Genomic DNA, 23,928 nt, shown 5'->3' on the forward strand with positions numbered 1-23,928 from the left:
GCGCGCGGGAAAGATCAGGCGGTCTCGGTGATCGGCCGGTCCACCCACGACATCAGGTCGCGCAGCTTCTTGCCGGTCTCCTCGATCGGGTGCTGGGCGCCCTGCTCCTCCAGCTTGGTGAAGTTCGGCCGCCCGGCCTCGTCCTCGGCCACCCACTCGCGCGCGAAGGTGCCGTCCTGGATCTCGCCGAGGATCTTCTTCATCTCCTCCTTCACCGCCGGCGTGATCACGCGCGGGCCGCGGGTGAGGTCGCCGTACTCCGCGGTGTCGGACACCGAGTAGCGCTGGCGGGCGATGCCGCCCTCGTACATCAGGTCGACGATCAGCTTCAGCTCGTGCAGCACCTCGAAGTAGGCGATCTCCGGCGCGTAACCGGCCTCGGTGAGCACCTCGAAGCCGGTCTGCACCAGCGCGGACGCGCCACCGCAGAGCACCGCCTGCTCACCGAACAGGTCGGTCTCGGTCTCCTCGGTGAAGGTGGTCTTGATGACCCCGGCCCGCGCACCGCCGATGGCCGCCGCGTAGGAGAGCGCGAGCGCCTCGGCGCCACCGGTGGCGTCCTGCTCCACCGCGATCAGCGCGGGCACGCCCTTGCCGTCGACGAACTGGCGGCGCACCAGGTGCCCGGGGCCCTTCGGCGCGACCATCGCCACGTCGATCCCGGCCGGCGGCTTGATCAGCTCGTACCGGATGTTGAAGCCGTGGCCGAAGAAGAGCGCGTCGCCGTCCTTGAGGTTCGGCTCGATGTCCTCGGCGTAGATGAACCGCTGCTTGGTGTCCGGCGCCAGGATCATGATCAGGTCGGCTTCCTTCGAAGCCTCCGCCGGGGTGAGCACCTTCAGTCCCTGCTCCTCGGCCTTCGCCCGGGACTTGGATCCCTCGGGCAGGCCGATGCGGACGTCGACGCCGGAGTCGCGCAGGCTCAGCGCGTGCGCGTGCCCCTGGCTGCCGTAGCCGATCACGGCGACCTTGCGACCCTGGATGATGCTGAGGTCGGCGTCGTCGTCGTAGAAGATTTCCACTGCCATGAGGGGTGCTACTTCCTTCCGAAAAATGTTCTTAGCGAGTGCTGGTTGCGGTGATGGAACGCGGACCGCGGCCGACGGCGACCATGCCCGACTGCACGAGTTCCCGCACACCGTACGGCTCGAGCATGCGCAGCAGCGCACCGATCTTGTCGCTGGTGCCGGTGGCTTCGACGGTCAGCGATTCCGGGGAGACGTCCACCACCTTGGCCCGGAACAGCTGCACGGTCTCGAGCACCTGGCTGCGCACGGTGGCGTCGGCCCTGACCTTGACCAGCAGCAGTTCGCGGCGGACCGCGGTGGACGGTTCGAGCTCCACGATCTTGATGACGTTGACCAGCTTGTTGAGCTGCTTGGTGACCTGCTCGAGGGGTAACTCGTCGACGGCCACCACGATCGTCATCCTGGACACCTCCGGGTTCTCCGTGGGTCCGACGGCGAGGGACTCGATGTTGAAGCCCCGGCGGGAGAACAACCCGGAAACCCGGGCGAGCACACCGGGCACGTTCTCCACGAGAACGCTCAGCGTGTGGTTGGTCATTGCGAAACCTCGTCGTCGTCGAAGAGCGGGCGGATGCCGCGTGCGGCCATGATCTCGTCGTTGCCGGTACCCGCGGCCACCATGGGCCACACCTGCGCGTCCTTGCCGACCACGAAGTCGATCACCACCGGGCGGTCGTTGATCTCCATCGCGCGCTGGATCACCTGGTCGACCTCCTCCTTGGTCTCGCAGCGGAGACCGGCGCAGCCGAGCGCCTCGGCGAGCAGGGTGAAGTCGGGGATGCGGTGCTTGTGCGTACCGAGATCGGTGTTCGAGTACCGCTCCGAGTAGAAGAGGTTCTGCCACTGGCGGACCATGCCGAGGTTGCCGTTGTTGATCACCGCGACCTTGATCGGCGCGCCCTCGATGGCACAGGTGGCCAGTTCCTGGTTGGTCATCTGGAAGCAGCCGTCCCCGTCGATCGCCCAGACCTGCTTGTCCGGCATGCCGAACTGCGCGCCCATCGCGGCGGGCACCGCGAAGCCCATCGTGCCGAGGCCGCCGGAGTTGATCCAGGTGGCGGGCTTTTCGTACTTGATGAACTGCGCGGCCCACATCTGGTGCTGGCCGACGCCCGCGGTGTAGATCGCGTCCGGCCCGACCAGCTGGCCGATCCGCTCGATCACGTACTGCGGCGAGAGCGTGCCGTCGACCGGCCACTCGTAGCCGGCCGGGAAGGTGTCGCGCCACGAGTCGATCTGCGTCCACCACGCGCCGAGGTCGGGCTTGTCGTTCTCCGCGTGCACGGCGGCGATCAGCTCGTTGATGATCTCCGCGCAGTCACCCACGATCGGCACGTCCGCCTTGCGGTTCTTGGAGATCTCCGCCGGGTCGATGTCGGCGTGCACCACGGTGGCGTCCGGCGCGAACGAGGACAGCTGGCCGGTGACCCGGTCGTCGAAGCGGGCGCCGAGCGCGATCAGCAGGTCCGCGCGCTGCATCGCGGCCACCGCGGCGACCGAGCCGTGCATGCCGGGCATGCCCAGGTGCTGGCGGTGCGAGTCGGGGAAGGCACCGCGGGCCATCAGCGTGGTGACCACCGGGATGCCGGTCAGCTCGGCCAGTTCGAGCAGCTGCTTCGACGCCTTGGCCTTGATCACGCCACCACCGACGTAGAGCACCGGGCGGCGCGAACGCGCGATCAGCTTCGCGGCCTCGCGGACCTGCTTGCCGTGCGGCCGCAGCGTCGGCCGGTAGCCGGGCAGGCGCATCTCCGGCGGCCAGCTGAACGAGGTGGTCTCCTGGAGCACGTCCTTGGGAATGTCCACCAGCACCGGGCCTGGCCTGCCGGTGGCCGCCAGGTGGAAGGCCTCGGCGATCACGCGCGGGATGTCGATCGGGTTGGTGACCAGGAAGTTGTGCTTGGTGATCGGCATGGTGATGCCGCAGATGTCGGCTTCCTGGAAGGCGTCGGTGCCGATCAGCGCGCGGGACTGCTGCCCGGTGATGGCCACCACCGGCACCGAGTCCATGTTCGCGTCCGCCAGCGGGGTGACCAGGTTCGTCGCCCCCGGGCCCGAAGTGGCCATGCACACCCCGACCTTGCCGGTGGCCTGCGCGTACCCGGTGGCCGCGTGCCCGGCGCCCTGCTCGTGCCGGACGAGCACGTGCCGCACCTTCGTCGAGTCGAGCAGCGGGTCGTAGGCCGGGAGAATGGTGCCGCCGGGAATGCCGAACACCACCTCCGCGCCGACGGCCTCGAGCGAGCGCACGAGGGACTGGGCCCCGGTCACCCGGACCGGGGTGCCGGCCGGCGGGGTGGGCTTCGGACGGTGCCCGGGCTGTGCCGCCGCGGCGGCGGGCGGCCCGGCGTTCGTTTCCGATCGCGAGGTGGCGCTAGTCATCGGTTCTGCCTCGTGGGTGTCGGTGTCACTCATTCGGGTGGCAAACGGGGCTGGGGCAACAAAAAACCCCCGCCGACCGATAAAGGTCGCACGAGGGTCGCGCGTCGACGCAGCGGGCTCTCCCTAAGCGTCGACGCGCTGAGGAAGTACGAGGCCGGTCTGCGGTGTCACGGCACGGACGTTAATCCTTCGACGCCGAGGGTGTCAACTCTGCGGGATGGTGTGTCCGGATGCTGGGAGCCCGGACCCCGCTCGAACGCGCGCCCGCGCGCGGTGCACCATTTCGGGGTGGCCGAAGAATCACCGCAGGACAACGCCCCCACCGCGCCGAAGGCGATCTTCCGGGTACCCGGCACGGCGTTGCTGGCCGTGCTCTTCCTCGCGGTCTGTGTGACCCCGGTCGCATTCTCCCTGCCCGGCCTGCCGTTGCTCTACCTGATCCCGCTGGGCATCGGCGTGTGGGTGGTCCGCACGCGCACCACCGCCGACGCCGACGGCCTCACCGTGCGCACCGTGTTCGGCAAGCGCGTGCTGCCGTGGGACTCGCTGAAGGGCTTCTCGCTGACCGGGAAGTCGAAGGTGATCGCGGTACTCGGCGACGACACGAAGGTCGCGCTGCCCGCGGTGCGCACGCGTCATCTGCCGGTGCTCAGCCTCGTCAGCGGAGGCAGGCTGGACGACCCCAGCGGGCAGCTCTCCGAAGAGGAGTAATCTCGGGTCACCGCTCCCGGCATGGCCCTGTGGCGCTCACCCGCGCCTGGGCCGAACTCCTGAGTATTCCTGCACAAGTTACGGAGGAGCCGTGCCTCAGCTGCGCTCCCGCACCACCACCCACGGCCGCAACGCCGCGGGCGCCCGTTCCCTGTGGCGTGCCACCGGGATGACCGACAGCGACTTCGGCAAGCCCATCGTCGCCATCGCCAACTCCTACACCCAGTTCGTGCCGGGGCACGTGCACCTCAAGAACCTCGGCGACATCGTGGCCGAGGCGGTGGCCGAAGCCGGTGGGGTGGCGCGCGAGTTCCACACCATCGCCGTCGACGACGGCATCGCCATGGGCCACAGCGGCATGCTCTACTCGCTGCCCTCGCGCGAGATCATCGCCGACTCGGTGGAGTACATGGTCAACGCGCACCAGGCCGACGCGCTGGTGTGCATCTCCAACTGCGACAAGATCACCCCGGGCATGCTCAACGCCGCGATGCGGCTGAACATCCCGGTGGTCTTCGTCTCCGGTGGTCCGATGGAGGCGGGCAAGGCGGTGGTCGTCGGTGACGTGGTGCACCCGTCGTCCGACCTGATCACCACCATTTCCGCGTCCGCGAACGCGGCGGTGGACGAGCAGGCGCTGGCCGAGGTCGAGCGCTCGGCCTGCCCGACCTGTGGTTCGTGCTCGGGCATGTTCACCGCGAACTCGATGAACTGCCTCACCGAGGCGCTCGGGCTTTCCTTGCCGGGCAACGGTTCCACGCTGGCCACGCACGCCGCGCGCCGCGAACTGTTCGCCGAGGCGGGCCGCACCGTGGTCGAGCTGTGCAAGCGCTGGTACGGCGAGGACGACGAGTCCGCGCTGCCGCGGTCGATCGCGAACAAGCACGCGTTCGAGAACGCGATGGCGCTGGACATGGCGATGGGCGGCTCGACGAACACCGTGCTGCACATCCTCGCCGCCGCGCAGGAGGGCGAGATCGACTTCACCATCGACGACATCGACGCGATCGGGCGGCGCGTGCCGTGCCTGTCGAAGGTGGCGCCGAACTCCGACTACCACATGGAGGACGTGCACCGCGCCGGTGGCATCCCGGCGATCCTCGGTGAGCTGTGGCGCGGTGGCCTGCTCCACGAGGACGTCACCTCGGTGCACACCCCGACGCTGGCCGAGTGGCTGTCCACTTGGGACATCCGCGCGGAGTCGCCGTCGGAGAGGGCGATCGAGCTGTACCACGCGGCGCCGGGCGGGGTGCGCACCACGGAGGCGTTCTCCACCTCGAACCGCTGGTCCTCTTTGGACACCGACGCGGCCGGCGGCTGCATCCGCGACGTCGAGCACGCCCACACCGCCGACGGCGGGCTGGCCATCCTGCGCGGCAACCTCGCCGAGAACGGCGCGGTGATCAAGTCTGCGGGCATCGACGAGTCGCTGTGGCGGTTCCAGGGCCCGGCTCGTGTGGTGGAGAGCCAGGAGGAGGCCGTTTCGGTCATCCTGGGCAAGCAGATCCAGCCCGGTGAGGTGCTGGTGGTGCGCTACGAGGGCCCCGCTGGCGGGCCCGGCATGCAGGAGATGCTGCACCCGACGGCGTTCCTGAAGGGCTCCGGCCTCGGCAAGAAGTGCGCGCTGATCACCGACGGGCGCTTCTCGGGTGGTTCGTCGGGCATCTCGGTGGGGCACATCTCCCCCGAGGCGGCCGCGGGCGGCACCATCGGCCTGGTCGAGAACGGCGACGAGATCCTGCTGGACGTGCGTGAGCGGCGGCTGGAACTGCTCGTCGACGACGCCGTGCTGGCGGAGCGGCGGGCGAAGATGGAGGCCAGCGAGCGGCCGTGGCAACCGGCGGAGCGGCAGCGGCCGGTCACCGGCGCGCTGCGGGCCTACGCCCGGATGGCCACCTCGGCCGACACCGGCGCCGTCCGCGACCCGAACAAGTAGGCCCCCGACGTCACGAATGTGGCTTTCGAGACGTTCAACGTCCCGAAAGCCACATTCGTGACACCCGCGTCAGCGGAACAGCGTGAGGACGAGCACCGAGGCGGCCGCCGCGATCAGCAGGCCGAAGATGGCGAACGGCATCGGCTTGCGCCGCCACGGGGTGTTCACGTCGAGCGCGATCCGGCCCGAGCCGGTGAACAGCACCGCCAGCGCGACCGTGGCGAGCAGCAGCTCGAACTCGAAGCCCTTGCCCGCCGCGCTGAAGAAGCCCCCGCTGAACTTGACGTAGACGATGCTCGCGGTCACCCCGAGCAGTGCCGACGCGCCGATCGGCGTGAACAGCCCCAGCACCAGCAGCACCCCGCCGACCACCTCGCTCAGCGCGGTGATCCACGACAGCAGGGTGAACTGCCCGGTGAAGCCGAGCTGCTGCAGGTAGCCGGCGAAACCGTCGATGCCCGGCCCGCCGAACGAGCCGAACAGCTTCTGCAGGCCGTGCGCGCCCATCGTGCCGCCCAGCACCAGGCGCAGCAGGAGCAGCCCGAAGTCCAGGCCGCCGTGCCAGCGGGTGGTGGTGTCCTTGGCCGGCTTGTCCTCGACCTCGTCGATCAGGCTGGTCTCCGCGGTGGAGTAGGCGCTGTCGTCGAACAGGTTGCTGCCGCCGGTGCCGCTCGTCCGATAGTCGTCATCGTGAGTGCTCACGCGCGCAGGGTAAGGGATACGGCTGTCCAGCGCATGCCCTGCGGCCGAATTTCCGGTGTTCAGTACTCCCCATGCACCAGGTTGTCGGGCAGCTCCCCGCTCGCGTAACGCCCGATCTCGGCGGCCGCGACCGCGTACGACCGCCGCCGGGCGCCGCGCGCGGACCCGGCGACGTGCGGGGTCAGCAGCACGCCCGGCATGCTCCACAGTGGATGGTCGGACGGCAGTGGCTCCGGGTCGGTGACGTCGAGCGCGGCCCGCAGGCGGCCCTTGCCCAGCTCCGCGACCAGCGCGTCGGTGACCACGACCTGCCCGCGCGCGGCGTTGACCAGCACCGCGCCGTCACGCATCGACGCCAGGAAGTCCGCGTCGACCATGCCGCGGGTGCGCGAGGTCAGCGGCACCATCAGTACCACCACGTCGTGCTCGGGCAGCAGCGACGGCAGTTCCCCGACGCCGGAAACCCCTTCGCGGGCGGTCAGCCCGACCATGGTGACGTGCGTGTCGAACGGCTCCAGCCGCCGTCGCAGCTGCCTGCCGAGGTCACCGGCGCCGACGATCAGCACCCGCTGCTCCTGCAGGGTGTCGGTGCTGTGCCGGTTCCACACCCGCGCGGCCTGGTCGGCGGCGAACTGGCCGAGTTCCCGGTAGATGGACAGCAGCGCGGCCACCACCCATTCGGCCGTGGCCCCGCCGTGCGCGCCGCGGCAGGTGGACAGCAGCACGTCCGAGGGCACCACCGGGATCCAGTCCTCGGCGCCGGCCGTGAGCAGCTGGATGAGCTTGAGCTTCGGCAGCTGGGGCAGCAGCTCGGGCGCCGAGCGGACCGGCCCGGGGACCAGGACCTCCGCTTCGGCGGCTTCCGGTGGCAGGGCCGAACCTGGCGTGTACCGCACGGGCTTCACCCCGGAAACGCGGGAAAGGGCGGTCACGCCGTCTTCGTCGGGCACGAGCACGATGAGCGGCATGATCACCACGTTAGCCGGTCGTGGTGCTCACCCGAGGTTCACGGGCGGGCGCCTACCCTCTGGAGATCATGCGCACCAGGTCACGGCGGATCGCCCACTGGCCGCTGGCCCCGCTGGCCTGCGGCATCCTGCTGCTGTCCGGCTGCGCCGACTTCGACGGCACGCCCACCGCGCAGGACTGGAAGCCGGCGCCAGAGCTGACCCCGCAGGCGGGGCCGCAGCCGGAGCTGCCCGGCGCGGAAGGCACCAATCCCGGCACGCGGCCCCCGTCGACACCGCCGACCTCGGTGCCGCCGCCCCAGGGCTGCAAGGACTTCGACGAAGCGGTGATCGGTACCTGCATGGACACCGTCGCCGCGGTCACCGCGCTGCCCGGCGGTCAGTCCCCGGCGGCGCTGGCCGGTGAGCGCAAGAGCGGCCGGGTGTACCAGGTCGCTTCGGGCGCGGAGAAGGAGCAGTACGCCGAGCTGGCGGTGGATTCGACCGGTGGTGGCGGGCTGACCGGGCTGGCGCTGTCCCCCAGTTTCGCCGAGGACCAGCTGGTCTTCGCCTACATCACCACGCCGACGGACAACCGCGTGGTGCGCTTCGCCAAGGGCCAGCAGCCGAAGCCGGTGCTCACCGGGATCCCGCGCGGCAGCAGCGGCAACCAGGGCGCGCTGACCAGCGACGGCAACGGCGCGCTGCTGGTGGCCACCGGCAACGCGGGCAATCCGGCGGCGTCGGCCGACCCGAACTCGCTGGCGGGCAAGGTGCTGCGCATCGACACCTCCGGGCAGCCGGCGCAGGGCAACCCGAACCCGTCGTCGGCGGTGCTGGCCAGCGGGCTGACCGCGCCGGGCGGCCTGTGCAAGTCGCCGGACGGGTCGCGGCTGTGGGTCACCGACCGCGCCGCCGACAAGGACCTGCTGCACCGCGTCACCCCGGGGCAGGCGCTGAACTCCCCGGCGTGGACCTGGCCGGACAAGCCCGGCGTGGCCGGCTGCGTGGACGGCACCAGCCTGATCATGGTGGCCACCTCGACCGCCGGGAACATGCAGAACCTGCCGATCGCCACGGACGGCTCGATCAGCGGCAAGCCGTCGGTGACCATGGACGGGCAGAACAACACCCGCACCTACGGGCGGCTGGCCGGGATGGAGCAGATCAGCGCGGAGCTGGCGGTGGCGGGCACGGTCAACAAGGACGGCGGCGAGCCGGTGTCCAGCGACGACCGCGTGGTGCTCATCGTGATCCAGCCGAGCGCCGCCATCCCCGGCAAGGACTGAGCCGCCGCCCCGCGCCCCGAAAGCCACATTCGTGTCCAGGGGCGGCCCGCCTGGGTCAGGGCTGCGCGGCGCGGATGGCGTCCGGCACGGTGACACCGGGCAGTTCGTATTCGTCCCGTCGTCCGCACATGCCGTAACCACCGCGGCGTGACGGCGAAGCAGCCACCACGCGGGCCTGCGCCAGGTGGCTCGCGTCCCCGTCGAGCAGGGCTTTCAGTTGCGCGCCGGTGCGTTCGGCGGCGGCCAGCGCGCCTTCCTGCCAGATCGGCAGCCAGCGCTGCACCTTCGGCGCCACGATCGCCGCGGCCGCCCGGTGGAACTCGCGCATCGGGCCGTCGTCGCCGTCCAGCGCGGCTTCCCGCAGCACCAGGTATCCCTGAACAGCCAGGTCACGCCGCCGGCGCGCGGCCGCGTCCGCTTCGGGGCCTTCCTTCGCGGGCAGGGCGGCCGCCTCCGCGTACGCCGCCGGGTCGGCCAGCACCTCCGGCGGGAAGGTGAACACCGCGTCGCCCGCTTCGGGCAGGCCGCTGTTCTGCATCAGCACGGTGATCCGCAGGTTGTCCCGCTGGATCATCCGGTGCACGGTGCCGGGCGTGAACCAGACGATCGAGCCCGCTTCGAGGTCGTTTTCCTGGTAACCGTCGAGGGTCAGCGTCTGCACCGCGCCGACGCCGCCGGTGACCACGTACGCCTCGGTGCAGGTCAGGTGCAGGTGCGGGCTGCCGCCGCGCACGCCGTCCTCAGCCAGCCATTCGTAGCAGCTCAGATGCGAAACCCCGACCGCGCCGGGAAGCGGGACATGCGACATCGCGCGTTCTCCTGCCAGCAGTTGCTACCGCCGCTTGGCCCGGTACTGAGCACGCGCGGCTCGGACGTCGAACACCGAGCCTGCCACGGAAGCCGCCGCCGCGGCCAGCCCCAGGAACCGGCCGACCGCCGGTTCGATCGCCACCCCGCCGGCGGCCAGCACACCGCGCTGGTCCTCGCTGAACAGCCAGTCGATCAGCCACCAGCCGAGCACCAGCAACAGCAGCGACAACGCGGCCACGATCAGCCACAGGTGCGGCAGCCCGTTCACCCTGGCCGCGCGCGACCGGCCGAACACCACCGCCGCGACGCCCGCCAGCAGCAGGAGGATCGGCGCGGCCCAGGCGAAGAAGCCCGAGTTCCACGCCGACCGCACCACGTCATCGGCGGGCAGGTCGCGCAACGCCTCGGCAACCTCCGGATCGGCCGCGGTCAGCTCGGTCCAGGGCAAGAACATGGCGGCGAACGCCACGATCCCCGCCCCGAACCCCAGCCACTGCCACCAGGGAACTTGCCGAAGACTCAACAACACCTACCTCCTCCGCGAGGTCGCGCCGGTCACCGAACCGGGGCGCGTCGGGCCGCCCAGCGGCACGGCGTGTCCCGGTTCGGTGACCGGCTCCACAGCGACCTCGCCGCCCCGCCGGAGGCGGGGCCAATGACACAGCGACCTCGCCGCCCCGCCGAAGGCGGGGCAATTAAACACAGCGTTCCAGGACCAACTCGCGCACGCGCTTGGCGTCGGCCTGGCCCTTGGTTGCCTTCATCACGTCGCCGACGATCTTGCCCGCTGCCTGCACCTTGCCCCCGCGGATCTTCTCCGCGATGTCCGGGTTCGCCGCGAGCGCCTCGTCGACCGCCTTGTACAGCGCCGAATCGTCCGAGACGACCTTCAGGCCGCGCTTCTCCACGACCTCGTCGGGCTCACCTTCCCCGGCGAGCACCCCGTCGACCACCTCGCGCGCCAGCTTGTTGGTCAGCGTGCCCTCGCCGACCAGCGCGATCACCCGCGCCACCTGCGCCGGGGTGATCGCCAGCTCGCCCAGCTCCACGCCGAGCTTGTTGGCCTGCTGCGTCAGGTACGAGACCCACCAGCCGCGCGCGTCGGCCGGGCTCGCGCCCTGGTCGACGGTGGCCGCGATCAGGTCGACCGCGCCCGCGTTGATCAGGTCGCGCAGTTCGGCGTCGGTCAGCTTCCACTCGGCCTGCACCCGCTTGCGCCGCTCCCACGGCAGCTCGGGCATGGTGCCGCGCAGCTCCTCGACCCACTCCCGCGAAGGCGCGATCGGCACCAGGTCGGGCTCCGGGAAGTACCGGTAGTCCTCGGCGGTTTCCTTGGTACGACCGGGCGACGTGGTGCCGTCGGCCTCCTGGAAGTGCCGCGTCTCCTGGGTGATCGAACCGCCGGCGACCAGGATCGCCGCCTGGCGCGTCATCTCGTACCGCACCGCGCGCTCGACGCTGCGCAGCGAGTTGACGTTCTTGGTCTCGGTGCGCGTGCCGAATTCGGCCGCGTCCTTGGCCATCAGCGAAACGTTGGCGTCGCAGCGCAGCGAGCCCTGGTCCATGCGGACGTCGGATACGCCCAGCGCGCGCAGCAGGTCCCGCAGCGCGGTGACGTAGGCGCGGGCGACCTCGGGCGCGCGCGCCCCGGTGCCGGTGATCGGCTTGGTGACGATCTCGATCAGCGGCACCCCGGCGCGGTTGTAGTCGAGCAGGGAGTGCTCGGCGCCGTGGATCCGGCCGGTGGCACCACCGACGTGCAGCGACTTGCCGGTGTCCTCCTCCATGTGCGCGCGCTCGATCTCGATGCGGACGACCTCACCGTCGTCGAGCGTGACGTCGAGGTGGCCGTCGAACGCGATCGGCTCGTCGTACTGCGAGGTCTGGAAGTTCTTCGGCATGTCCGGGTAGAAGTAGTTCTTCCGCGCGAACCGGCACCACGGCGCGATCTCGCAGTTGAGCGCCAGCCCGATCCGGATCGCCGACTCCACCGCCAGCCCGTTGACCACCGGCAGCGCGCCGGGCAGGCCGAGGCAGGTCGGGCAGACGTGCGTGTTCGGCTCGCCGCCGAACCGGTTCTCGCAGCCGCAGAACATCTTGGTGTTCGTGGACAGCTCCACGTGCACCTCGAGGCCGAGCACCGGGTCGAACCGCTCGACGACCTCGGCGTAGTCCATGGTTTCCGCCACGGCCGTCACTTGTCCCCGCCCTTCCGCAGCGTGCGCACCGCCAGCAGGACACCGGTCACCGCGACCACCGCGCTGGCCAGCGCGTTGACCATGGTCAGCTTGTCCTTGTCCTCACGCGCCTTGCGCACGCCGGAGAACGCGCTGGTCGCGCTGGCGGCGGAGGTGCCGAGCGCGATCAGCCCGCGGATCTGGTTCTTCTTGCTCATTTCACTGCCTCCAGTTCCGGAACGCGGTGCACCAGCGGGCCGCCGGCCGCCGCGTCGCGCGCGACCTCGTACGCGGCGCCGACGCGGTAGAGCCGGTCGTCGGCCAGCGAAGGCGCCATGATCTGCAGCCCGACCGGCAGGCCGTCCTCTTCGGACAGTCCACTTGGGACGCTCATGGCGGCGTTGCCAGCCAGGTTCGACGGGATCGTGCACAGGTCGGCCAGGTACATCGCCATCGGGTCGTCGGTGCGCTCGCCGATCTTGAACGCCGTCGTCGGCGTTGTCGGGCTGACCAGCACGTCCACCTGGTTGAACGCCGTCTCGAAGTCGCGGCTGATCAGCGTGCGGACCTTCTGCGCCGAGCCGTAGTACGCGTCGTAGTAACCGGCCGACAGCGCGTAGGTGCCGAGCATGATCCGGCGCTTGACCTCGGGACCGAACCCGGCCTCACGGGTCAGCGACATGACCTCCTCGGCGCTGTGCGTGCCGTCGTCGCCGACCCGCAGGCCGTACCGCATGGCGTCGAAGCGGGCCAGGTTCGAGGAGGCCTCGCTCGGCGCGATCAGGTAGTAGGCGGGCAGCGCCAGGGTGAAGTTCGGGCAGGACACCTCGACGACCTCGGCGCCCAGCTCCCGCAACTGCTCGACGGCCGCCTCGAAGGAGCGCAGCACACCCGACTGGTAGCCCTCGCCGGAGAACTCCTTCACCACGCCGACGCGCACGCCCTTGAGGTCGCCGTTGAGGCCCTCGCGGGCCGCGGCCACCACCGGCGGCACCGGCGCGTTGATGGAGGTGGAGTCGAGCGGGTCGTGCCCGGCGATGACCTCGTGCAGCAGCGCCGCGTCGAGCACGGTGCGCGCACACGGACCGGCCTGGTCCAGCGAGGACGAGAACGCGACCAGCCCGTAGCGGGACACGCCGCCGTAGGTGGGCTTCACGCCGACCGTGCCGGTGACCGCGCCCGGCTGGCGGATCGAGCCGCCGGTGTCGGTGCCGATGGCCAGCGCCGCTTCGAACGCGGCGATCGAGGCCGACGAGCCGCCGCCGGAACCGCCGGGGATGCGGTCGTGCGCCCACGGGTTGCGGGTCGGGCCGAAGGCGGAGTTCTCGGTGGACGAGCCCATCGCGAACTCGTCCATGTTGGTCTTGCCGAGGATCACCACGCCCGCTTCGCGGAGCTTGCGGGTGACGGTGGCGTCGTACGGCGGGAGCCAGCCTTCGAGGGTGCGCGAACCGCAGGTGGTCGGCATGCCCTTGGTGGTCAGCACGTCCTTCAGCGCGAGCGGCACGCCGGCCAGCGGCGAGGCCTGGCGGCCCTCGGTGGCCTCGGCGTCCACCGCGCGGGCGGCGGCGAGCGCGCCCTCGGTGTCGACGTGCAGGAACGCGTGCAGCGAGCCGTCGACCTCGGCGATGCGGTCCAGGTGGGCCTGGGTGACCTCGACCGAGGAGACCTCGCGCGAGTGGATCTTGTCCGCCAGCTCGGCGGCGGTGAGCCTGGTCAGCTCGGACATGCTTACTCCTCCCCCAGGATGCGCGGCACCCGGAACCGGCCGTCTTCGGCGGCGGGCGCGCCCGCCAGTGCCTGCTCCTGCGCGAGGCTGGGCCGGACTACGTCCTCGCGGAAGACGTTGGTCAGCGGCACGGCGTGCGAGGTGGGCGGAACATCCTGATCGGCGACGACGCCCACCTTGGCCACGGCGTCCAGGATCTGGTCGAGCTGACCGGCGAAGGTGGCCAGCTCCTCGTCGGTGACGGCCAGCCTGGCGAGCTTGGCCAGGTGTGCGACCTCGTCGCGGGAAATGTTGGGCACGCGAGTGACTCTCCGTGGCTGATGCGGGTATGGCAGGTCGTTCTCCAAGGTCGTCAGTCTATGGTCAGTGGCCCGGGCGGCTCGACTGGGTTATCGGCACCCGTGGCGGTCCCGCGAGCCGGACGGCGAATCCCCATCGTCATCTCCGTCTGCCACAATCGGCGCCCGGCACCTGCGTGGACGGCGAGGCTCCGCGCCCGGCGTGAGAGGGGTTCGCTGTGTCGTTCCTGATCCGGGTCCAGCTCCCGGACAGCCCAGGGACCCTCGGCGCGGTGGCCACCGCACTGGGCACGGTCGGGGCCGACATTCTCAGCGTGGACGTGGTGGAGCGCACCAGCGGCGTGGCCATCGACGACCTGGTCGTCGAGCTGCCCAGCGGCAGCCTGCCCGACGCGCTGATCACCGCCGCCGAGAGCGTGGAAGGCGTGGAGGTCGACGCCGTGCGGCCGTACGCGGGCGTGCTCGACACGCACCGCGAGCTGGAACTGGTCGAGGAGATCGCGGCGACGCCGAAGACCGGGCTCGATCTGCTGGCCGAGGGCGTGCCGCGCATCATCCGTTCGGGTTGGGCGATCGTGGTCACCCCATCAGGCGACTCCCTGCAACGGCTGGCCTCGTCGGCGGCCGCGCCCGAGGCGCCGATCACCGACCTGCCGTGGCTGCCGCTGGAACGCGCCACCGTGCTCGACAGCGAGGCGGCGTGGATCCCGGACACGTGGAAGGAACTCGGCACCGAACTGGCCGCGACGCCGCTGGGGAAGCCGGACCGGGCGCTGCTGGTGGGCCGCCCGGGCGGCCCGATGTTCCGAGCGGCGGAAGTGGCGCGACTGGCGCACCTGGCCGGCATCGTCGCCGTCGTCCTGGACGGGTGACGTTCCCTCAGCCGGGTGGCGCGTGCTCTCGAGGTGGCCTGATGTCACGAATGTGGCTTTCGAGACGTTTGGTGTCCCGAAAGCCACATTCGTGACATCTCGGTTCCCTGGGCACACCGGCGCGGCGGTCAGCGCTGCGGGTCCCGAGGCGGACGCGGCCGGGCGAAGGGGTCGGCTCTTGAACACGAATGTGGCTTTGGGGGGCGTAATCGGCCCCGAAAGCCACATTCGTGTTCAGGGGGCCACGTTCAGCGAGGACTCACGCGCGGCGGCGAGAAGCGCGGCAGTCAGGTCCACGGCTCACCCACCCGATCCTGGCGAAGATCGTTCAAGTCACCATCCCAGCCGGTGCCGCGCACGGCGTCGACGTCGGCAGTGCTCAGTGAGGGCTCGCGCGTGGCGGTGAGCGTGGCGGCGATGGGGGCGAAGGCGTGCATGTCTCGGTCCGAGAGGACGTGGTAGGTCAGGCCGTACCGTTCCCGCCGCTGGTGGAGTTCGTCGGCGATGCGGGTGGCGGTGCCGATCACGCGCGACGGCATCTCCAGCACGAAGTCCGCGGCTGAGGCGCCCCAGCCCCGGCTGACGGCGGTGCGTTCCGCGGCGGCGCGGTGGTCGTCGGTCAGGTCGATGGACAGGATCTGGCTCAGCTCCACGTCACGCCCGCTCTCGCGCACCCAGCCGACCTTTCGCAGCATGGCCTCCGGCGTCCGCTCCGACATGGCGTCGGAAATACTGCCGCCGGGCAGGGCGATCGGCAGGATCCCGGCCACGTCCGCCACCTGACCGGCCAGCCGCAGCATGCGTTTGCCCCCGGCACCGACCAGCAACGGCGGACGTGGCGCCGCCGGGAACACCGACAGGTCCCGCACTTGGTAGTGCTCACCCGAGTGCGTCAGCTTCTCGCCGCGCAGCAGCCCGTCCAGCACCTCGAGCGACTCCGCCAGCCGCGACACGCGCGTGCCCGCGGCATCGAACGGCAGCCCGGCGCGCTCGTACTCGTCCAGCAGCCAGCCCGCCCCGATGCCCAGCTCGAACCGCCCGCCGGACAGGTGCTGCAGCGTCGCGGCCTCCTTCGCCAGCAGCACCGGGTGCCGGTAGTCGTTGGACAGCACCAGCGTGCCCACCCGCAGCCGGGTGGTCGCCGCGGCGACGGCGGTCAGCGCGAGCATCGGCGACAGCTGGTCGCCGAACGGCTCGGCGACGAAGTGGTCCCGCAACAACAGCGTCGAATACCCGAGCCGCTCGGCCTCCTTCGCCGTCTCGATCAGCTGCGCGCCATCGCGCGCGGACTCCGCCACCACACCGAACCGGAACTCACGCATGCGCCGATCATGCGGGCCCGCCGCCGGCGGCGCTGGCGGTTTTCGGACGTCACTCTTCGGCCGCGGCGGGCTCCTCGGTGACCAACGCGACCTCCGCGGCCGCCTCCGGACCGCGCTCCAGCAGTACCCGGAAACCGTTCTCGTCGAGCACCGGCACCTTCAGCTGCACCGCCTTGTCGTACTTCGACCCCGGCGAATCCCCGACCACCACAAAAGCCGTCTTCTTCGACACCGACCCGGCCGCCTTGCCGCCCCGCGCCATGATGACTTCCTTGGCCTCGTCACGCGAGAAGGTCTCCAGCGAGCCGGTGACCACAATGGACAGTCCTTCCAGGTTGCGCGGGATGGAGCTGTCGCGCTCCTCCTCCATCCGCACCCCGGCCCGCCGCCACTTCTCGACCACCTCGCGGTGCCAGTCAACCTCGAACCATTCCCGCACCGCGTGCGCGATCGTCGGCCCCACCCCGTCGACGTCGGCGAGTTGCTCCTCGGTGGCCTGCTCGATCAGCTCCAGCGAACCGAACTCCCGCGCCAGCGCCTGCGCCGCGGTCGGCCCGACGTGCCGGATCGACAGGCCGACGATCACCTTCCACAGTGGACGGTCCTTGGCCGAGTCCAGGTTCGCCAGCAGCCGCCGCGCGTTCGCCGACAGCTCGCCCGCCTTGGTGCGGAACAACTCCACCCCGGCCAGCCGCTCTTCGTCGAGGTCGAACACGTCGCCCTCGTCGGCCACCGCGCCAGACTCCAGCAGCGCCGACGCGGCCTCGTAACCGAGCACCTCGATGTCGAACGCCCCGCGCCCGGCCAGGTGGAACAACCGCTCCCGCAGTTGCGCCGGGCAGGTCCGGGCGTTCGGGCAGCGGATGTCGACGTCGCCTTCCTTCTGGTAGGCGAGCTTCGTGTCGCATTCGGGGCAGCGCGTGGGCATCAGGAACTCGCGTTCCTCGCCGGTGCGCGCGTCCACCACCGGCCCGAGCACCTCGGGGATCACGTCACCGGCCTTGCGGATCACCACGCGGTCGCCGATCAGCACGCCCTTGCGCTTGACCTCCTCGGCGTTGTGCAGGGTGGCCATCGCCACGGTGGACCCGGCCACCTTCACCGGCTCCATCACCGCGAACGGGGTGACCCGCCCGGTGCGCCCGACGTTGACCTGGATGTCGAGCAGCTTGGTGGTGGCCTCCTCCGGCGGGTACTTGTAGGCGATCGCCCAGCGCGGCGCGCGTGAAGTCGTGCCGAGGCGACGTTGCAGCGACACCTGGTCGACCTTGATCACCACACCGTCGATCTCGTGCTCGGCGTCGTGCCGGTGCTCGCCCCAGTACTCGATGTGCTCGGTCAGCTCGGCGGCGGAGGAAAGCACCTTGGTGTGCTCGGAAACGGGCAGTCCCCACGCCGCGAGCGCCTCGTACGCCTCGGACTGGCGCGTCGGCTCGAAGCCTTCGCGCTTGCCGAGGCCGTGGCAGATCAGCCGCAGCTTGCGGCTCTTGGTCACCTTCGGATCCTTCTGCCGCAGCGAACCGGCCGCGGTGTTGCGCGGGTTCGCGAACGGCGGTTTGCCCGCCTCGACCAGCCGCGCGTTCAGCTCAGCGAAGTCCTCCACCCGGAAGAACACCTCACCGCGCACCTCGACCAGGTCCGGTACCGGGAACCGGTCGGTGGCGGTCAGCCTGTCGGGCACCTGGTCCAGCGTGCGGACGTTGAGCGTGACGTCCTCGCCGGTGCGGCCGTCACCGCGGGTCAGCGCCCTGGTCAGCTTGCCCTTCTCGTACAGCAGGTTGATGGCCAGGCCGTCGATCTTCAGCTCGCACAGGTACCGCGTGGAGCCGATCTCCTTCTCCGTGCGCTCCACCCAGGCGGCGAGTTCCTCGGCGTCGAACGCGTTGTCCAGGCTGTACATGCGCTCGAGGTGGTCGTGCGCGGTGAACTCGGTGGAGAAGGTGCCGCCGACCTGCTGCGTCGGCGAGTCCGGAGTGGCCAGTCCGGGGTGCGCCTGCTCCAGTTCTTCGAGTTCACGCAGCAGGGCGTCGAACTGTCCGTCCGAAATGGTCGGTGAGTCCAGCACGTAGTACCGGAACTGGTGCCCGCGGATCTCCTCGGCGAGCGCGCCGTGGCGCTCGCGGACGTCGGCGGGGACGTCCGCGAGGTCCTGCGCGGCTTCGGGCGCGACCTGGTCTGACGGGAGTTCTTCGCTGCTCACAAGGGGTAAGACTAGTCGGTAGGTCCGACATTTCCGGTCGACAACCCGTGCACGAGTGCTCGAAGCTCCAACAGGGTGATGGTCTCGGCCGGTTCGGTTTCGGCGGTCTCCACGCGGCGCAGCCGCTCGGCCGCGAGCCGCTCGCCGAGGGTGGCGTCGAGCGGCAGGAAGGTCATCGCCTTGCGGGAATCGGCGGTCAGCTCGGCGAGCAGCGGGTGGAACACCGCCACGTCGACCACCTGCTCGGCTTCGTCCACCTGAGCCACCACCCGCACCTCGCCGAGCGGGATGCGGTGCTCGCCGAGGTTGACCGTCACCTCGGTCGGGTCCGGCACCGGCGGCACCGAGTCGTGGTACTCCCAGATCGCGTCCTCGTCGGGCGCGGCGGCCTTCCACGCGTCGGTGTAGCGGCGCAGCTCGGGGTCCTCCTGCGAGGTCAGCACGAGCGAGTAGATCGCGCGCTGCCCGCGGTCCAGCGAGAACTGGAGGTCGGGGTGCACCAGCGCGACCGCCTGGCACAGCTCGTGTTCCACGCGCTGCGGTTCGCGGTCGCCGAGCGCGGCGCTGATCTCCGGCAGCAGCTGGTACCAGCGCTCCCAGAACGCCGCCGCGGCGGCTTCCGGGTCCTCGGGCACCGGCTGGTCCGGCCACTCCGTCCGCGGATCAGGAGTGACTTGCTTACGGCGGAAGAGGTCCCGGATGCCCACCTACGCGACTCTAGGTCACCAGGTCTCTGGGGGTTCGGCGAATGCCTTAGCCAGGTCCCTGGTCAGGGAAAGTGCCCGCCGCATCCAGTCCGCGGAGGCGCCGGCCAGGCCGCACACCGGGGTCGCGACCGCGCGCTCGGCCAGTATCGAGCGGTTGAAGCCCAGCCGGTCGGCCAGTTCCAGGGCGGGACGGGCCACCGCGCGCAGGTTCGTCTCGGTCTCGGTCGCGGGTGTGAGGCCCAGGAACAGCTCCACCCCGGAGTCCCAGGTCTCCCCGAGTTCGTCGAGCACCGCTGACGACAAGTCGACAGCGGTCAGGTCGAAGGCGATCGCCCCGGCCCCGGCCGCCCGCAGCAGCGCGAACGGCGGCCGCCGGTGGCAGCAGTGCACGATCACCGGCTGCCCGGTGATCGACCGCACGCCGTCGATCATGCGCGCGAGCAGCTCGCGGGCCTCGGGCTCGGGCACCGCGGGCACGGTGCCGTAGCCGGACGGCGTCGACAGCGAACCGGCGAGGATCGCGGGCAGCGTCGGTTCGTCCAGCTGCACCACCACCTTCGCGCCGGTGCGCGCGCTCAGTTCGGCGACGTGCGCGCGCAGGCCTTCGAGCAGCGAGTCGGTGAACTCGCGCAACGCGCCGCGGTCGGTGAGGACGCGGTGCCCGCGCGGGAGTTCGATCCCGGCGCCGAGCGTCCACGGCCCGGCGACCTGCGCCTTGAGCACCGCGGGCCGTCCGGCGGCCTCCTGGAGCGCGTCGATGTCCCACCGGCGGAGGTCGACCGCGCGCCGGTGGTCGTGCCCCGGCCGCGCGGCCACGCGGTACCCCGACGGCACCACCTCCACCGCCAGGTCGACCAGCAGCGCGGCGGTCCGGCCGAGCAGGTCGGCCCCCACCCCGCGGGCCGGCAACTCCGGCTCGTGCGGGAAGTCCGCGAGTTCCCCGAAGATCACCGCGGCCGCCTCGGCCACGTCGGTGCCCGGCATCGACCCGATCCCGGTGGCCGTACCCGTCTGCCAAGCTCGTTCGTTCACCCGGCCGATTGTGCTCGGTGTTGCGCGCGGGTAAACCGTCGCCCCGCCGCCTGTCGCTCCCGGCCCGCGGAAGTCACACTGTGCTCAGTCAGCTACCCCATGATCACCGAGGAGGTGAAACCGCGATGCGCGTGGCACTGGCCCAGACCGACTGCCGCCTCGGCGACGTCGACGGAAACTTGACCAGCACCGAGCAGCTCATCAAGGAGTCCGCGGCCCAGGACGCGGACCTGGTGGTCTTTCCCGAGCTGAGCCTCACCGGCTACGCGCTCGGGCAGCTCGCCGAGGACATCTCGCTCTGGCCCGACGACCCGCGACTGGCCGAGCTGGCCAAGCACGGGCCGGACGTGGTGATCGGCCTGCTCGAAGACGGCCGGATCCGGCGGCACAACTCGGCGCTGTACCTGTCCGACGGCGAAATGGTGCACAACCACCGGAAGCTGTACCTGCCGAACTACCTGATCTGGGAAGAGCGCAAGCACGCCAGCCCCGGCCAGACCATGCGGGCCTTCGACACGCGCCACGGCCGGTTCGCCACGCTGATCTGCAACGACGCCTGGCAGCCGATGCTGCCGTGGCTGGCCGCGCAGGACGGCGCCGAGGTGCTGGTGGTGCCGACGAACAGCGCGGCCAAGCTGACCGGCGGTTCCTTCGACCCCGCCGAGTACTGGCACGACCTGCTCGTGTTCACCGCGCGCATGCAGCAGTGCTGGGTGATCTTCGTGAACCGGGTCGGCGACGAGGCGGGCGTGCGGTTTTGGGGTGGTTCGCGGGTGATCGACCCGTGGGGTTCGGTGGTGGCCACCGCGCCGACGTGGGAGGAATCGCTGACCCTGGTGGACATCGACCTGACCGCGGTGCGCCGCCGCCGTCGTGAGATCCCGCTGCTGGCCGACGCCCGCCTCGGGCTGCTGCGGCGGGAACTGGAGCGGCTGATCAACGAGAGCGGGCCGGACTGAGCGGGCGTCCAGACACGGACATTTCCCGTAAATCCCCTGATCACCGCCACTTCGGCGGTGCGCGCATTACGCTCGACCGCCATGACGAGCTCTTCGCAGCCGGGCTGGTATGCCGACCGCGCCGATCCCACCGTGCAGCGCTGGTGGGACGGCGCCGCCTGGACCGAGCACACCCGCCCGGCGCCGCGGCCGCACGACGCCGAGCGGATCGAGCTGGACATCGAGGGCACGCCCGACCCGGATCGGATCCGCGCGCAGGCCGCCAGGGCCACCAGGGGCCAGGCGGTGCGCGGCGGCGGGGGCACGCTGTTCACCGAGCCGGTGCTGGTGGTCAACCAGCGGGCGAAGCTGATCGAGCTGGCCAACGAGTTCGGCGTGTTCGACGCGAACGGCAACCGGCTGGGCGGGGTGGTCCAGGTCGGGCAGAGCCCGCTGCGCAAGGTGCTGCGCCTGCTCACCGCCTACGACCAGTACCTCACGCACCGGTTCGAAGTTCGTGACGCCAATCACAGCACGGTGCTCAAGGTGACCCGGCCGCGCAAGATCTTCAAGTCGCGGTTCCTGGTGACCAGGGCGGACGACACCCCGATCGGCGAGATCGTGCAGGAGAACATGATCGGCAAGATCAGGTTCGCTTTCCTGGTCGGTGCTCGTAAGGTGGGAGGCATCCAGGCGGAGAACTGGCGCGCGTGGAACTTCTCCATCCGCGACGAGTCCGGTGAGGAGGTGGCCAGGGTGACCAAGACCTTCGGCGGGTTCGTCAAGGCCGCCTTCACCACCGCGGACAACTACGTGGTGCAGATCCACCGGCAGCTGCCGGACCCGCTGGCCAGCATGGTGGTGGCCAGCGCGCTCACCATCGACACCGCGTTGAAGCAGGACTCGGAATAGGACGGCATGGAACTCTCCCCCGACGACGGCTCCCGGCACTGGGCGGAGCCGGGCGTGTACGCGGTTTCGCCGGGCGTCTACCGGATTCCGCTGCCGCTGCCGAACGACGCGCTCAAGGCGATCAACGTCTACGCGGTGACCGACGGTTCGCGGCTGGTGCTGATCGACTCGGGCTGGGCGCTGGTGGAGGCCCGCGAGCTGCTCGGCGCCGGGTTGAAAGCGATCGGCGCGGAACTCGGTGACATCGCGGAGTTCCTGGTCACCCACGTGCACCGCGACCACTACACGCAGGCGGTGGCGCTGCGCCGCGAGTTCGGCGGGCGGGTGGCGCTCGGCGACGGTGAGCGCGAGTCGCTGAAGATCAGCGGCGACCCCACCACCATGCCGATGAACACGCAGATCCGGCTGCTGACGCAGGCGGGCGCGACGCCGGTGATCGAGGCGCTGGCCGCGATGTTCGGCAACTACCAGCGCCCCCGCACGGACACCGAGCTGTGGGAGGAGCCGGACGAATGGCTCACCCCCGGCCGCCGGACCGTGCTGCCGGACCGCGAGCTGGACGTGGTCCACACGCCGGGGCACACCGCCGGGCACCTGGTTTTTGTCGACGAGGCAGCGGATCTGATGTTCACCGGCGACCACGTGCTGCCGCACATCACCCCGTCGATCGGCTTCCAGCCGGCCCGCTCGGACCTGCCGCTCAAGGAGTTCCTGGACTCACTGCGCCTGGTGCGGGGCATGCCGGACAGGCGCATGCTGCCCGCGCACGGCCCGGTTTCGCCGAGCGTGCACACCAGGGTCGACGAACTGCTGGTGCACCACGACAAGCGCCTCGACGAGATCGGCACGCGCGTGGCCGAGGGCGCGAGCACCGCGTACGAGGTCGCGCTGCGGCTCGGCTGGACGCGGCGGCAGCGCGAACTCGGTGAGCTGGACGCGTTCAACCAGTGCCTGGCGGTCAACGAAACCGGGGCGCACCTGGACCTGCTGGCCTTCCGCGGTGCGCTCAGGGTGTCCGATGTGGACGGTATCCGGCACTACCTGCTCCCGTGACGTTGAGCATCAGCGAGTAGAGCGACGAGCTGGCGCAGATGAACAGGCGGTTCCGCTTGGGGCCGCCGAACACGAAGTTCGCCACCACCTCGGGCACCTTGAGCTTGCCGATGCGCGTGCCGTCGGGGTCGAAGCAGTGCAGGCCGTCCCCGGCGGCGGCCCAGACGCGGCCGGTGTTGTCCAGCCGCAGCCCGTCGAACCGGCCCGAATCGCAGGTGGCGAACTCCTCGCCGCCGGACAGCGTGCCGTTCTCGCGGACGCCGAAAACGCGGATGTGGTTGACCCTGGTGTCGGCGATGTAGAGCTGGGAACCGTCGAGCGAGAAGGCCAGTCCGTTGGGGCGCAGGAAATCGTCGGCCACGATGGCGGCTTCGCCGGTGACCGGGTCGACGCGGTAGACGTGGCAGGCGCCGATTTCGCTCTCCGCCTGATGGCCTTCGTAGTCGCTGTCGATGCCGTAGCTGGGGTCGGTGAACCAGTGCGCGCCGTCGGCCGCGACCACCACGTCGTTCGGGCTGTTGAACCGCTTTCCGCGGTAGTTGTCGGCGATCACGGTGATCGAGCCGTCGGGTTCGGTGCGGGTGACGCGGCGGTTGCCCTGCTCGCAGCTGACCAGCCTGCCCTGGGGGTCGACGGTGGCGCCGTTGGGGTAACCCGCCGGGCTGCGGAACACGCTGACCACGCCGTTGGTCTCGTCCCAGCGGAGCATGCGGTCGTTGGGGATGTCGCTCCAGAGAAGGTAACGACCGGCGGCGAAGTAGGCGGGGCCCTCGGCCCAGCGCGTGCCGTGGTACAGCCGCTCGAGCCGGTCGTCCCCGCCGACCCGCGCGAACCGCTCGTCCAACACTTCCCACTCGGTCGGAACCGTGTCCATCGGATTCT

23 protein-coding genes are annotated in these 23,928 nt (G+C 70.6%); 7 read left to right on the forward strand and 16 right to left on the reverse strand.

Features of this window, described 5'->3' with window-relative positions; translation table 11 throughout:
• Positions 1-14: 14 nt before the first annotated feature.
• The 3 genes from ilvC to A4R43_RS20200 are packed head-to-tail and all read right to left on the reverse strand — an operon-like array spanning position 15 to position 3,410.
• Positions 15-1,028 (reverse strand): ketol-acid reductoisomerase, encoded by a 1,014-nt coding sequence (ilvC, locus tag A4R43_RS20190; RefSeq protein ID WP_113693758.1) that lies wholly within the window; start codon positions 1,026-1,028, stop codon positions 15-17.
• Between the two features lie 31 nt (positions 1,029-1,059).
• Entirely contained in the window at positions 1,060-1,566 is a 507-nt protein-coding gene (ilvN, locus tag A4R43_RS20195) for an acetolactate synthase small subunit (protein WP_113693759.1), read from the reverse strand.
• Positions 1,563-3,410 carry an acetolactate synthase large subunit gene (locus tag A4R43_RS20200; protein ID WP_113697751.1) on the reverse strand — a complete coding sequence of 616 codons (1,848 nt, stop codon included), beginning with the start codon at positions 3,408-3,410 and terminating at the stop codon, positions 1,563-1,565. Before A4R43_RS20200 ends, ilvN begins: the two co-directional genes overlap by 4 nt.
• A 288-nt stretch (positions 3,411-3,698) precedes the next feature.
• On the opposite strand from A4R43_RS20200, the gene A4R43_RS20205 reads away from it, so the two are divergent.
• On the forward strand, positions 3,699-4,121 hold the full coding sequence (locus A4R43_RS20205) for a PH domain-containing protein (RefSeq protein WP_113697752.1): 423 nt from the start codon (positions 3,699-3,701) through the stop codon (positions 4,119-4,121).
• Between the two features lie 91 nt (positions 4,122-4,212).
• Positions 4,213-6,057, forward strand: coding sequence for a dihydroxy-acid dehydratase (ilvD, locus tag A4R43_RS20210; RefSeq protein ID WP_113693760.1), 1,845 nt, complete (start codon positions 4,213-4,215; stop codon positions 6,055-6,057).
• 69 nt (positions 6,058-6,126) lie between these two features.
• On the opposite strand, the gene A4R43_RS20215 is transcribed toward ilvD, so the two are convergent.
• Complete coding sequence (locus A4R43_RS20215) at positions 6,127-6,759, reverse strand: DoxX family protein (RefSeq protein WP_113693761.1); 633 nt, start codon at positions 6,757-6,759, stop codon at positions 6,127-6,129.
• A 59-nt stretch (positions 6,760-6,818) separates the two neighbouring features.
• The gene (locus A4R43_RS20220) at positions 6,819-7,727 is read right to left on the reverse strand and encodes a 2-hydroxyacid dehydrogenase (RefSeq protein ID WP_162788526.1); all 909 of its coding nucleotides are present in this window, start codon (positions 7,725-7,727) and stop codon (positions 6,819-6,821) included.
• Between the two features lie 68 nt (positions 7,728-7,795).
• On the opposite strand from A4R43_RS20220, the gene A4R43_RS20225 reads away from it, so the two are divergent.
• Positions 7,796-8,995, forward strand: coding sequence for a PQQ-dependent sugar dehydrogenase (locus A4R43_RS20225; protein ID WP_113697753.1), 1,200 nt, complete (start codon positions 7,796-7,798; stop codon positions 8,993-8,995).
• Positions 8,996-9,050: 55 nt separating this feature from the next.
• Here the strand turns inward: A4R43_RS20225 and A4R43_RS20230 are convergent, their stop codons facing one another.
• From A4R43_RS20230 to gatC, 6 genes are all read right to left on the reverse strand, one after another.
• Positions 9,051-9,803, reverse strand: a complete 753-nt coding sequence (locus tag A4R43_RS20230; protein ID WP_113693763.1) for a cupin domain-containing protein — start codon at positions 9,801-9,803, stop codon at positions 9,051-9,053.
• Between the two features lie 24 nt (positions 9,804-9,827).
• Positions 9,828-10,259 carry a hypothetical protein gene (locus tag A4R43_RS20235; RefSeq protein ID WP_236809147.1) on the reverse strand — a complete coding sequence of 144 codons (432 nt, stop codon included), beginning with the start codon at positions 10,257-10,259 and terminating at the stop codon, positions 9,828-9,830.
• A 241-nt stretch (positions 10,260-10,500) separates the two neighbouring features.
• Positions 10,501-12,003 carry an Asp-tRNA(Asn)/Glu-tRNA(Gln) amidotransferase subunit GatB gene (gene gatB, locus A4R43_RS20240; protein ID WP_113693765.1) on the reverse strand — a complete coding sequence of 501 codons (1,503 nt, stop codon included), beginning with the start codon at positions 12,001-12,003 and terminating at the stop codon, positions 10,501-10,503.
• Positions 12,000-12,200 carry a hypothetical protein gene (locus A4R43_RS20245; RefSeq protein ID WP_113693766.1) on the reverse strand — a complete coding sequence of 67 codons (201 nt, stop codon included), beginning with the start codon at positions 12,198-12,200 and terminating at the stop codon, positions 12,000-12,002. Before A4R43_RS20245 ends, gatB begins: the two co-directional genes overlap by 4 nt.
• A complete protein-coding gene (gatA, locus tag A4R43_RS20250; protein ID WP_113693767.1) occupies positions 12,197-13,711 on the reverse strand; it encodes an Asp-tRNA(Asn)/Glu-tRNA(Gln) amidotransferase subunit GatA in 1,515 nt (504 codons plus the stop codon). Before gatA ends, A4R43_RS20245 begins: the two co-directional genes overlap by 4 nt.
• Before the next feature lie 2 nt (positions 13,712-13,713).
• A complete protein-coding gene (gene gatC, locus A4R43_RS20255) occupies positions 13,714-14,010 on the reverse strand; it encodes an Asp-tRNA(Asn)/Glu-tRNA(Gln) amidotransferase subunit GatC (RefSeq protein ID WP_113693768.1) in 297 nt (98 codons plus the stop codon).
• 218 nt (positions 14,011-14,228) lie between these two features.
• On the opposite strand from gatC, the gene A4R43_RS20260 reads away from it, so the two are divergent.
• Positions 14,229-14,882 carry an ACT domain-containing protein gene (locus A4R43_RS20260; protein WP_113693769.1) on the forward strand — a complete coding sequence of 218 codons (654 nt, stop codon included), beginning with the start codon at positions 14,229-14,231 and terminating at the stop codon, positions 14,880-14,882.
• A 287-nt stretch (positions 14,883-15,169) separates the two neighbouring features.
• On the opposite strand, the gene A4R43_RS20265 is transcribed toward A4R43_RS20260, so the two are convergent.
• Genes A4R43_RS20265 through A4R43_RS20280 form a run of 4 tightly spaced genes read right to left on the reverse strand, consistent with a single transcriptional unit; the run spans position 15,170 to position 20,143 of the window.
• Positions 15,170-16,204, reverse strand: a complete 1,035-nt coding sequence (locus tag A4R43_RS20265; RefSeq protein WP_113693770.1) for a TIGR03621 family F420-dependent LLM class oxidoreductase — start codon at positions 16,202-16,204, stop codon at positions 15,170-15,172.
• Positions 16,205-16,253: 49 nt separating this feature from the next.
• On the reverse strand, positions 16,254-18,404 hold the full coding sequence (gene ligA, locus A4R43_RS20270; RefSeq protein ID WP_113693771.1) for an NAD-dependent DNA ligase LigA: 2,151 nt from the start codon (positions 18,402-18,404) through the stop codon (positions 16,254-16,256).
• Positions 18,405-18,415: 11 nt separating this feature from the next.
• Positions 18,416-19,111, reverse strand: a complete 696-nt coding sequence (locus tag A4R43_RS20275; RefSeq protein WP_113693772.1) for a hypothetical protein — start codon at positions 19,109-19,111, stop codon at positions 18,416-18,418.
• Between the two features lie 15 nt (positions 19,112-19,126).
• Complete coding sequence (locus A4R43_RS20280; protein WP_113693773.1) at positions 19,127-20,143, reverse strand: uroporphyrinogen decarboxylase/cobalamine-independent methonine synthase family protein; 1,017 nt, start codon at positions 20,141-20,143, stop codon at positions 19,127-19,129.
• Positions 20,144-20,268: 125 nt separating this feature from the next.
• Between A4R43_RS20280 and A4R43_RS20285 the strand changes: the two genes are divergently transcribed.
• The 3 genes from A4R43_RS20285 (at position 20,269) to A4R43_RS20295 (ending at position 23,046) form a co-directional block, all read left to right on the forward strand.
• Positions 20,269-21,102 (forward strand): nitrilase-related carbon-nitrogen hydrolase, encoded by an 834-nt coding sequence (locus tag A4R43_RS20285; protein WP_113693774.1) that lies wholly within the window; start codon positions 20,269-20,271, stop codon positions 21,100-21,102.
• A gap of 81 nt (positions 21,103-21,183) precedes the next feature.
• Positions 21,184-21,993: an LURP-one-related family protein gene (locus tag A4R43_RS20290; protein ID WP_113693775.1), complete on the forward strand. Its 810-nt coding sequence runs from the start codon at positions 21,184-21,186 to the stop codon at positions 21,991-21,993.
• 6 nt (positions 21,994-21,999) lie between these two features.
• Positions 22,000-23,046, forward strand: a complete 1,047-nt coding sequence (locus tag A4R43_RS20295; RefSeq protein WP_113693776.1) for an MBL fold metallo-hydrolase — start codon at positions 22,000-22,002, stop codon at positions 23,044-23,046.
• On the opposite strand, the gene A4R43_RS20300 is transcribed toward A4R43_RS20295, so the two are convergent.
• Positions 23,000-23,920 (reverse strand): SMP-30/gluconolactonase/LRE family protein, encoded by a 921-nt coding sequence (locus A4R43_RS20300; protein WP_113693777.1) that lies wholly within the window; start codon positions 23,918-23,920, stop codon positions 23,000-23,002. The two genes, A4R43_RS20295 and A4R43_RS20300, sit on opposite strands and share 47 nt — an antisense overlap.
• Positions 23,921-23,928 lie beyond the last annotated feature (8 nt).

This window comes from Amycolatopsis albispora (genome assembly GCF_003312875.1).
Taxonomy (GTDB): domain Bacteria; phylum Actinomycetota; class Actinomycetes; order Mycobacteriales; family Pseudonocardiaceae; genus Amycolatopsis; species Amycolatopsis albispora.